The organism is Thermodesulfobacteriota bacterium, assembly GCA_031082315.1.
GTDB lineage: Bacteria > Desulfobacterota > QYQD01 > QYQD01 > QYQD01 > QYQD01.
In genome coordinates, this window is the sequence record JAVHLC010000009.1 from 1 (window position 1) to 10,396 (window position 10,396).

Genomic DNA, 10,396 nt, shown 5'->3' on the forward strand with positions numbered 1-10,396 from the left:
AGGAAGAAAGGAAACAACTTGAAGACGGCAAACCTTGCCCGTTGTGCGGCGCTACGGAGCACCCCTATGCGAAGGGGAATGTCCCGGTTTTGAACGAGGCGGAGGCGGATCTTCAAAAAACGAAGGATGAATTCAAAAAGGTGTCTCGTCATCTGAACAAGCTGGAAGCCGACCGGGTTCGAACCGCAACTGAAATCCAGCATACTGAAAAAGAGATGGCAGAGAAGAATGCGACGCTGGACGCCGACGAAAAACAGTGCGCCGACGCCCTGTTGAGTCTGAAAATAGAGGTTTCACGGTTGGATCGCGCCGGGAAGATTCACAAAGAGATTGCCGACGTACAGGCGAAAATTGCCAAAACATCCGGCATTATCGCCATCGCCGAAGAGAATGGCAAAAAGGAGAAGTCAGCGCAAACTGCCCTGGAAAAAATAAGGGAGAAGTTTGGCAACTTAGATAAGGCTTTACAGGAGGCCAGACACAACCTGGAGACGGCCGGTCGTGAGCATGAGCGGCTGATCAAAGATCGCGCCGCTCTGGAGGAGGAGACTGATAAGGTCCGTGCTGCCGCCCTTGCGGATGTCGTACCATTCGGGATCAGCCGGATTCCGTTAGACAGTCTCGACGCCCTATTGAAAGACCTGACCGGACGCAAAGATATCTGGCAGACAAAAGAGGCTGAAAAAACCGTTCAGGAGAAAAAGATCGATGAACTGAAAGCCGATATCGAGAAATACAATGCCCTGCTGGATAACCTCGATGCAGATCTGGCGGCAAGACGTAAAGATTATGACGATCTGAAGATAGAGTATGAATCCCTGAGCGGTGCACGCCGGGAACTTTTCGGAGAAAAGAACGCTGACAAAGAGGAAAAACATCTGGCGGACGTCGTGGATAAGGCGGGTAAGGTTTTTGAAAAAGCACGCGAAGAATATGGGCAAATTGAAAAAGAGATCAGCGCCCTGAAAGAGAAAATAGATTTATTGAAAGTAAAAATAGGAAATCGGGCAAAGGAACTGGCGCAGGCTGAACCGAAACTGATGGAGCGGATCAAAACGGCGGGATTTGAAGACGAGGCAGACTACCTGTCATCACGCCTGACGGAGGAAGAACGGGAAATCCTCGCTGACAAAAAGAACTCCCTGATCAAGGAAAAAACAGAGCTTGATACCCGCCGGAAGGACAGGTCGGAGACGCTTGCATCCGAGAGAGAGAAGAATCTGACGGATCAATCCATAGAAACGCTTAAAGAAAACATAAGCGCCTGTGATTCAGACCTTAAAAAGATAAGCCTTGATATTGGCGGAATCATAAGGATCTTGAGTGAAAATAAAAAACTAAAGGAAAAGCAGCAGGAACGCATAAAGAACATTGAAACCCGGAAAAAGGAATGCGCACGCTGGGATGACCTGCATCAACTCATCGGCTCAGCCGACGGAAAGAAATTCCGGAACTTTGCACAGGGTCTGACGTTCGAGATGATGACGGCGCATGCCAACCGCCGGCTCAGGAAGATGTCGGATCGTTACCTGCTCGTACGCGATACATCACAACCGCTGGAATTGAATGTTATCGACAATTACCAGGCGGGTGAGATCCGTTCCACGAAAAATCTCTCCGGCGGTGAAAGCTTTATTGTGAGCCTTGCCCTGGCGCTCGGCCTTTCTCATATGGCAAGCAGAAATGTGCGGGTTGACTCACTCTTCCTTGATGAAGGGTTTGGGACCCTCGATGAAGATGCACTTGAAACAGCCCTGGAGACTCTTGCGGGATTACAGCAGGACGGCAAGTTAATCGGCGTGATATCGCATGTCACGGCGCTTAAGGAGCGCATAAACACACAGATACAGGTAATCCCCGAGACAGGCGGTCGCAGCAACCTGAGCGGCCCCGGTTGCCGGAGGATTTGAGCGGACTCTCATAGAAACATAAAACCAAAAGGGCGACATCCTACGGTGGATCAAGGTACATATCCGGGGAAGTCCTGGACCCGGCGGGTCTTTTGCTTTGACTTGCCTCGATCGTTTTGTTACAATTTAGCGGATAGAGGAGCTTGCTTGTGCCTAATGGTCCCATACTAAATAATAACAAAGGCAAGGCGGGGAAATAATTGCCAGAGCTAAGACAAAATCCGGCCACACGTTTCTGGGTGGTTATAGCCAAGGAACGTTCGAGGCGTCCGCATAACTTCATCCAGGTCAAGCCCGCCATGTCCACAGAACCCTATCTGACAGCATGCCCTTTCTGTGAGGGCAACGAACACCTTACCCCGCCGGAGACCCTGGCTTATCGAAGGGGAGGTCAGGCCAATGGCCCGGGGTGGTGGGTACGGACGGTTCCCAATAAATTTGCCGCCTTTGTCTCTGAAGGAGATTTAGAGCGGCAGCATGACGGGGTCAACTTCTTTCATCGTATGGATGCCGTAGGCCACCATGAGGTCATTATCGAATCCAATAAACATAACGAGCACCTATTCCTGATGGATGATTGGCATGTGCAAGAGGTTGTTCTGGCCTACCTGGAACGTTATCAGATACTGCACATCGACCCCCGCTGCAAATTTATCATCATCTTTAAAAATCATGGCCTTTCCGCCGGGACCTCCCTTGAACATCCACACTCCCAGTTAGTGGCCACACCCATTGTACCGACGGATATCCGCATCCGGTTTGACCGCGCCGCATATTATTACGATGACACCGGCAAGTGTGTTTATTGTGATATAATCCGGGAAGAAAAGCAGGGCGGCGAACGGGTGATATTGGAGACCGATAAATTTATCGCTGTCCACCCCTTTGCCTCCCAGGTGCCCTTCGAGACCTGGATTATGCCCAAGGAACACAGCGCCTCGTTTGGCCTTATCACTATGGAGGATGCCAAGGCCTTTGCCGTTATACTGAAGACAGTTCTTAAAAAACAATACATCGGCCTGCATAACCCGGATTTTAATTACATAATACATACCGCGCCGGTAAAGGATGAGCACGAGGATTACTTCCACTGGCATCTGCAGATCCGGCCCCGCCTGACTACCGCAGCCGGTTTTGAGATGGGAACCGGCATATACATCAATACCGCCATACCGGAAGAAACCGCTCAATTCATGCGCAGTGTACAGGTCTGAAGATATGCCTTTAACAAAAACTAAAGTCACACACTCAAAAAACAAAAATCCTTTAGTAGAGCGGCTGCAAAATCTCGTGAAAATTTTCGACAAGACTGACCGCGTACTCATCGTCATTAGCGCCGATCCGGACTCCATAGCCAGCGCCCTGGCTATGAAAAGGCTTCTGTGGAGACGCGTACAGGGTGTGACCATAGCCCACAACAACGAAATCAAACGCCTTGACAATCTGGCTATGGTGAGGCTCCTCAATGTCCCCCTGCAACGCCTGCAGACGCTGGCGCCCGAGACCTTTACCCGCAAAATAATGCTTGATTCACAGCCTTACCACAATCCGGACTTTGCCCATATTGACTATGACGCGGTGATCGACCACCACCCTGCCGTTGGCCCGGTCAATGCCTCCTGGGTTGATATAAGGCCGGAATATGGGGCCACGGCCTCCATCATGTTCGAATATCTGCGCGCCGCACGTATCAAACCCTCGGTACGCATAGCTACAGCCCTTTTCCATGCTATAAAGGTGGATACGGAAAACTTTACCAAACGGGCTACGAGTCAGGACATCGCGGCCTTTACCCGTCTCTTTGACCAGGTAAACCAAGCGCTTATCCGAAAGATCGAATCTTCCGATATTAAACTAAGCGACCTGGCATATTTCAGGCTGGCTTTAGATAAAATGCGTTATTCCCGAAAACGTATTTACTGCCATCTAGGAAAAGTGGAGCATCCGGATATCCTGGTGCTTCTGGCCGATTATTTTATGCGTGTGTATGAGATTGGCTGGAGCATTGTTTCGGGTTTCTGCGGAGAAAAGTTCATAGTAATTTTTCGCTCTGACGGATACCGGAAAAATGCGGGTAACTTGGCCATGCAGGTCTTTGGCGCCATGGGCTCGGCCGGCGGACATCGCCAGAGCGCCCGCGCCGAAATCCCGAAAACTAATATGCCGCCCTCCGGCCGGGAATTTTCCTCCCGGAGTTTAGAGAGATTAATCGTCCGACACTTAAAGACCTGAAAGGGGTTTATGCCGATTAAAGTATTAGGCATCATACTGGCGGGAGGCTTAGGCAGAAGACTTTCCCCTCTCACCCGGCAACGCGCCAAGCCCAGCGTTCCTTTTGGCGGGAAATATAGAATTATTGACTTTGTGCTCAGCAATTTCATTAATTCTGGCATCTACTCCATCTATGTGCTGATGCAATTTAAGTGTCAGTCGCTCATGGAGCACTTACGAAACGGATGGACGATAGGGAGCGCTGTCAGTGACTTTTTCATTATGCCGGCGCCGGCCCAAATGCGCACCGATGAAGACTGCTACCGGGGGACAGCGGATGCGGTATATCAGAACCTGCACCTCATCGAGAAAATTTATCCTGAAGTGGTGGCCATATTCAACGCCGACCATATCTACCGTATGGATATCAGGCAAATGCTGCAATACCACCGGGAAAAAGAAGCAGAGGTGACGGTTGCCGCCATACCTTTGCCTATAGAGGAAAGCCACCCTTTCGGAGTCATACAGGTTGACGATAACTGGCAGATCATCGGTTACGAGGAAAAACCGGAAAACCCGCATCCTATTCCCGGAAGGCCGGATACGGCCCTGGTTTCCATGGGTAATTACCTGTTTAATACCACAGTGCTTTGTGAAACATTGAAAAAGGATGTTGAATCAAGCGGCAAATATGATCTGGCGGGTGAGATTATCCCTATTTTATTCCAGAAAAGGCGAGTTTTTGCCTATGATTTTCGAATAAATAGAATCCCCGGAGCCCTTAATAATGGAGAAAATATTTATTGGCGGGATATAGGAACCATTAAGGCCTACTACGAGGCCAACATGGACCTTACAACCCCTGTGCCGTCTTTTAATCTTTATAACCGGCGATGGCCGCTTAGAACCGCCAGCTACGCCACACCGCCGGTAAAGCTTATCTACGACCAGTATGGCCGGGAAGCTATGGTCAGAGATTCCCTGATCGCCGGCGGAACCATCATAAGCGGCGGCGAGATAAGAAATTCAATTGTGGGGAGACACGTTTTTGTGGGCAGCCGGTGTGTAGTTGAAGACTCCATTATATTCGATCACGTTACCCTGATGGAAGACGTAATGATAAAAAGGACGATTGTCGATAAGAATGTTACTCTGCCCCCGGGCACGCGTATAGGTTATGATATGGAACAAGATCGCCGGCGTTATTTTGTCGATCCCTCCGGCATTGTGGTGGTGCCGAAAGCTGAGATATAAAGCTGTCAGCATGCTTGTTATCCGTTATCCGTTAACCGTTATCCGACATTTCTTTCGGTAAACGGTAAACCGGCTTCATGCTGAACGCTGATAGCTGACTGCTGACCGCTCCATTCGAAACTCCAGGAGTTTCGAATGGAAACTAGTCAAGGAGCGTTTTGATGCAAAAGATTCTGGCTATGATTTTGGCCGGGGGCCGCGTGGACGAGCTGAATGTATTAACCTTCTACCGGCCTAAATCCGCTGTCCCCTTTGGCGGGATCTATCGCGTCATCGACTGCCCCTTGAGCAATCTTCGGTATTCAAACATCGAAAACGTGGGCATCCTTTCCCAGTATCGATCTTACTCCCTGATAAACCACATCGGCCAGGGGGGCTCCTGGGATATGGTGGGCAGGCATCGCGGAGTCACCATGCTCCCCCCCTTTCAAGGACATAAGGCCTCTGACTGGTACAAGGGAACGGCAGACGCCGTATTCCAGAATCTGGATTTTATCGACTACCATAAGCCGGACATGGTTATGGTCCTGTCCGGCGACCATATTTACAGGATGAACTACCAGCCTATGATTGCCTATCACCTTAAAAAAAAGGCCGATCTTACGGCAGCCTTCGTAGCGGTAGAAACCAGAGAGGCCCCGCGTTTCGGCCTGGCGCAGATAGCAGATGAGGATAGGGCGGGCGGGAAAATTTTATTATACCAGGAAAAACCGGCCGAACCGGCCTCAACGTGGGCCTCCATGACCATTTATTTATTCCGGCCCGAGGCCCTGAGAGAAGCGCTGCAGGAAAACGTTAAAAGTGATTCCCATGAGTTTGGCCGGGATATCATACCCGCTATGCTGGGGCGCTATAAGGTATACGGGTACAAACATACGGGATACTGGGGCTATAGCCGTAAGATCGAGGAATACTGGCAGGCTAATATGGATACACTGGGCCGAAGGCCGAAGATCGTCCTCAGGGAATGGATGCTCAGGACCAATCTGGAGCATCAGGCTATTTGCGACCGTCAACCCGCCGTCATCGGAAAAACGGCGCGCATTAACAATTCCAGTTTTTACCACGGCTGCCGCATCGAAGGGCAGGTGGAAAATAGCGTGCTTTTCCCCGGCGTCAGGATAGCAAAAGGGGCCATCGTAAAAGACTCTGTATTGTTTTTTGATGCCACCGTGGAAGAAGGGGCCTTCATGGAAAAGGTCATATCCGATGTTGATGTCGTGATCGGCGCGCATACGGTCATCGGCAAAAAAAACGGGGCGGACGCGCCTCAGGGCGGGATCACGGTCATCGGCCGCTCTACCCGGATACCGGCCGGTATGGCCATCGGACCAGGGTGCACTATCTATCCGGACCTCGGGTCTAAGCAGTTCACAAAGAAAGAAATCCCATCCGGTGAGGCCGTACAATGAATGAAGCACTCGTCATGCTGCTGGCCGGCGGCGTAGGGAGCCGCCTCAATATTATGGTGGAGGCCCGCGCCAAGCCTGCGGTGCCATTCGGCGGGATTTACCGCATCATAGACTTTACACTCAGCAATGTGATGAATTCCGGCATTAGCAACGTGGCCGTTCTTACCCAGTATAAGCCCCTGTCCCTTATGGAGCACATCGGCACCGGCGCTCCGTGGGACTTTATCGGCCGCGGCCGCGGGGCCAAGATACTCCCGCCGCGCACCGGACAGAAGGATTCCGACTGGTACAAAGGCACAGCCGATGCCATGCGTCAGAATATAGATTATATCAATTCTCATCCCTCGCGGGAGGTACTGGTCCTCTCCGGCGACCATATCTACTACATGGATTATCGTCCTGTGATCCAGTTTCACCGCAGGAAAAGGGCGGATATGACCATCGCCATGATGACCGTCCCCATGGACCAGATAAGACACTTTGGCACGGCCATCACGGACCGGAAGGGACGCATAATGGAATGGGAAGAAAAGCCGGAAGTGCCCAGAACCAACCTGGCCTCTATGGGCATCTATGTCTTCAAGACCTCATATCTTCTCTCTGTATTGCAAAAAACCGGGGAACATGACTTTGGTAAACATATTATACCCATGGCCATCAACAAAGACGCGGTCTATGCCTATCCTTTTCAGGGATACTGGCGCGACGTGGGCACTCTCGATGCCTACTGGAGGGCGAATATGGATCTCCTCGATCCAGCAAGCGAGCTTACCCCCGAGGCCTGGGGAGTCAGACCAAACCTGGAAGAAGCCGGTTTAATGTCTGACTGGCCTCCAGCCATGATCCTGCCCGGGGCAAAGGTCTCCAATTCGGTTATATCTGCCGGCTGCGTCATCGAAGGGACGGTCGAACACTCTGTCCTGTCACCGGGCGTTTATGTGGCAAGGGGAGCTAGAGTAAAAGACTCGGTGATCATGCACGAATGTCAGATTATGGCTGGCAGCCGTATAGTAACGGCTATCCTGGATAAGAAAGTAAATACGGGAAAAAATGTTATCGTCGGGTCTGGCCCCAGAGACACACCTAATCAGGAGTTCCCCGAACAACTGTTTACCGGGCTGGCCATTATCGGCAAAAAAACTGCATTACCCGCAGGTGTATGCATAGGACCGAATAGTATTGTTTACCCGGGGTGCGGCGAGGCTGATTTTGGTCAGAAAGAGGTCTTGCCCGGTTCAGTGATCCGGCCGCTTACGCCATAGGACTCCGCCGTTTTCCCCCTGGTATTTTTCGACCATACCTGCCGTCTCCATCTCGCCCAGGAGGTACGTCAATCTTTCTCCGGCGCAGCTTATCTTTTCCCGCAGTTTGTCCTGATCGAGGAAATTCTCTGCATCAAGGTGGGACAGGACTAATGCCGAGAGTTCCTTACATTCCTGCGCGAGGGCGTAAAGATCGGTAAGGGTTTTTATTTGGTTAGCGACGAAACGGCCGGTCAGACGCCCACCGTAAGCGCCCTGCCTTCCCAGGTCGCGCAGCCGCATCCACTCATCCCGGGACTGGAGCGCACTTTTCCCGGCCTGATCATAGACGGCCTGGCGCAGATAGCTCATGGCCTCTATATGATGGTTGGTCGCCTCCTTCTCCAGTGCGGATAATTCCGCCGATGGGACTTTTGCCGCCGTGTTGCGGTCGGAATCAGGCCTAACCATCTTTAACAAAAAACTAAACATTCCCCACATGCTGCCTCTAGATAACCTTAAATCGTGCCGGCGGTCAATATCTTATCAGATCAGGACTTCCCCCCCATGTTTATGGAAGCCATTATTCCTGAGCGTAACTTGCTGGAGCAGTCCCGTAGGGTGGGTTTTACCCACCATCATTCCCTTGGTGGGCAAAGCCCCATAAGCGCTAAAATAAGAAGTGCTAAATAAACGTATGTAGCATATCGAATTGTAGCATTCTGTTTCTTGGACGTTCCATAAGCTGCGCCCTGATGTGGGACCAGTGTTCTAAAGCCTTGGTCAACGATAATCTTGGAACTACAGCATGTTGCATAACCATGAACCAGAATTCGTATTCTCGCCACGGACTCCTTACACCTTGTATGTCTCTGTTCACCTCAGAATTCTGGGGGGCATTGAAGCGGGTACCCCCAGGGGGAAAAAGATTCCGCCTCTCGGTATAGGCGCTCTACAAGCAAAGCCACAAACATTTTTCCATACAGCCAAGCGATACAGCTGTTTGGGTCGGATTTGGGAAGGTGCCCAATTCCTATGATGCTCTTTAGCCGCTTGAAAGCCAGCTCGATCTGCCATCGTCCGCGGTATAACGAGAGAACGCCCTCCCCGTCTAGGTTACGGCGACTGGCCGTGGTGAACAGGGTTATATATTCTGCATACTCTAAGGTTTCAGGGCGGAGTTCTTTTCCTTTTTTGGAGGCCATCCTTAGTAAACGCTTTTTGGACAATTCTACAGCCTCCTCGCTTTTCCTTAAGGAACAGAGGCGACCCTTAATAAGGCTCCCATCACCCGGGTCCTGGAACCACACGTCCCAATCGCCTACTTGGCCCTCAGTTAGTGAACGAAGGAGTTCTAAAACATTGAGGCTCTTTCCACGCCGTGTGAATAGAGGCAGATTCGTCGAGTGAAATCGTACCATCACATGCCCTTGGTGCTTGATAACATGCACGATTCCTTTTCGCTTACAGTATCCCCTATCGCCGACCATAAGGTCATCGGACTCGACCCCGTATCGCTCAAAGCCCTCTACGACCTTTGTGGTTGTAACTGTGCAAGTATCGCACAACAATGTCTTCATCTGAAAACAATAATGGATTCGCCAATCAGAACCCGTACTTCCGGGTTCACTTATAGACGTGCCATCCACAATGCGTACGCGAAATTTCGGGCTAAGCTCAGCATCCGGTCTTTTCTCACGAAGCGCTGCCAACAGCTCAAGGGCCATCCACCGAAGCCATTCTCCGGACACCCTAAGCCGATGCAGCAAAGCAACGTCTTCAATTTTGCAAAGACCAACTTCGGAAGCATAGGCCGCAGTAGTCCGGAGAGATTTCCCATCGGCCAGATGTATGAGCAGCACCCGAAGTAAGGTTTCAGCCGAGTCAATCTTTCGCTTTCGTGTCAAAGCTCCCAACTCTGTAGCCTTGGACCCCCAATGTGCCGGCAAAAACCTCAACATGATTTTCCAATCGCCATCATTCGCTGTAGTTTTCATGGCGCGATGATATACGAATGGCTGCTAAAATACAAGCTTCTTATTTTAGCGCTTATGGGGCAAAGCCCACCCTACATTGCTCTTGACTCTCGACTGCTGACTGTCTAACCCGTTACGATTTCTCTTGTAAATCCCGGCCGGGGTTGCTATATGTATAAATCTTGCAGAATCAAGCAGTTGAGCCTATCGGTAAACATGCCGCCCGTGGAAAGAGAATTAAAACAGGCCCTTTTTGAGAGAAATATACTCGGCCAGATCAGTCGCGATCTTTACTCGGCCAGCACCCAGGACGAGGTGCTCGATGCAGCCTACCGGAGCGTGGAAAAACTTGGACGGGAAATAAGCAATATATGCATGTTTACCGAAGACGA

At 50.9% G+C, this 10,396-nt stretch carries 9 protein-coding genes; 7 read left to right on the top strand and 2 right to left on the bottom strand.

Going from position 1 to position 10,396, the window contains the following annotated elements; genetic code table 11:
• From RDU59_08930 to RDU59_08955, 6 genes are all read left to right on the top strand, one after another.
• On the top strand, positions 1-1,910 hold a 1,910-nt coding region (locus RDU59_08930), incomplete at its 5' end, for an SbcC/MukB-like Walker B domain-containing protein (GenBank protein ID MDQ7838597.1).
• A gap of 200 nt (positions 1,911-2,110) precedes the next feature.
• On the top strand, positions 2,111-3,124 hold the full coding sequence (galT, locus tag RDU59_08935; GenBank protein MDQ7838598.1) for a galactose-1-phosphate uridylyltransferase: 1,014 nt from the start codon (positions 2,111-2,113) through the stop codon (positions 3,122-3,124).
• A 4-nt stretch (positions 3,125-3,128) separates the two neighbouring features.
• Positions 3,129-4,142, top strand: coding sequence for a DHH family phosphoesterase (locus RDU59_08940; protein MDQ7838599.1), 1,014 nt, complete (start codon positions 3,129-3,131; stop codon positions 4,140-4,142).
• A gap of 9 nt (positions 4,143-4,151) precedes the next feature.
• Complete coding sequence (gene glgC / locus RDU59_08945) at positions 4,152-5,375, top strand: glucose-1-phosphate adenylyltransferase (GenBank protein ID MDQ7838600.1); 1,224 nt, start codon at positions 4,152-4,154, stop codon at positions 5,373-5,375.
• A gap of 161 nt (positions 5,376-5,536) precedes the next feature.
• Complete coding sequence (locus RDU59_08950) at positions 5,537-6,787, top strand: sugar phosphate nucleotidyltransferase (protein ID MDQ7838601.1); 1,251 nt, start codon at positions 5,537-5,539, stop codon at positions 6,785-6,787.
• Positions 6,784-8,049, top strand: coding sequence for a sugar phosphate nucleotidyltransferase (locus RDU59_08955; protein ID MDQ7838602.1), 1,266 nt, complete (start codon positions 6,784-6,786; stop codon positions 8,047-8,049). The genes RDU59_08950 and RDU59_08955 overlap by 4 nt, the downstream gene beginning before the upstream one ends.
• On the opposite strand, the gene RDU59_08960 is transcribed toward RDU59_08955, so the two are convergent.
• Positions 8,023-8,508, bottom strand: a complete 486-nt coding sequence (locus tag RDU59_08960) for a hypothetical protein (GenBank protein MDQ7838603.1) — start codon at positions 8,506-8,508, stop codon at positions 8,023-8,025. The genes RDU59_08955 and RDU59_08960 overlap by 27 nt on opposite strands.
• A gap of 401 nt (positions 8,509-8,909) precedes the next feature.
• Positions 8,910-10,025, bottom strand: a complete 1,116-nt coding sequence (locus RDU59_08965; GenBank protein MDQ7838604.1) for an IS4 family transposase — start codon at positions 10,023-10,025, stop codon at positions 8,910-8,912.
• A 150-nt stretch (positions 10,026-10,175) separates the two neighbouring features.
• Between RDU59_08965 and RDU59_08970 the strand changes: the two genes are divergently transcribed.
• On the top strand, positions 10,176-10,396 hold a 221-nt coding region (locus RDU59_08970; GenBank protein ID MDQ7838605.1), incomplete at its 3' end, for a hypothetical protein.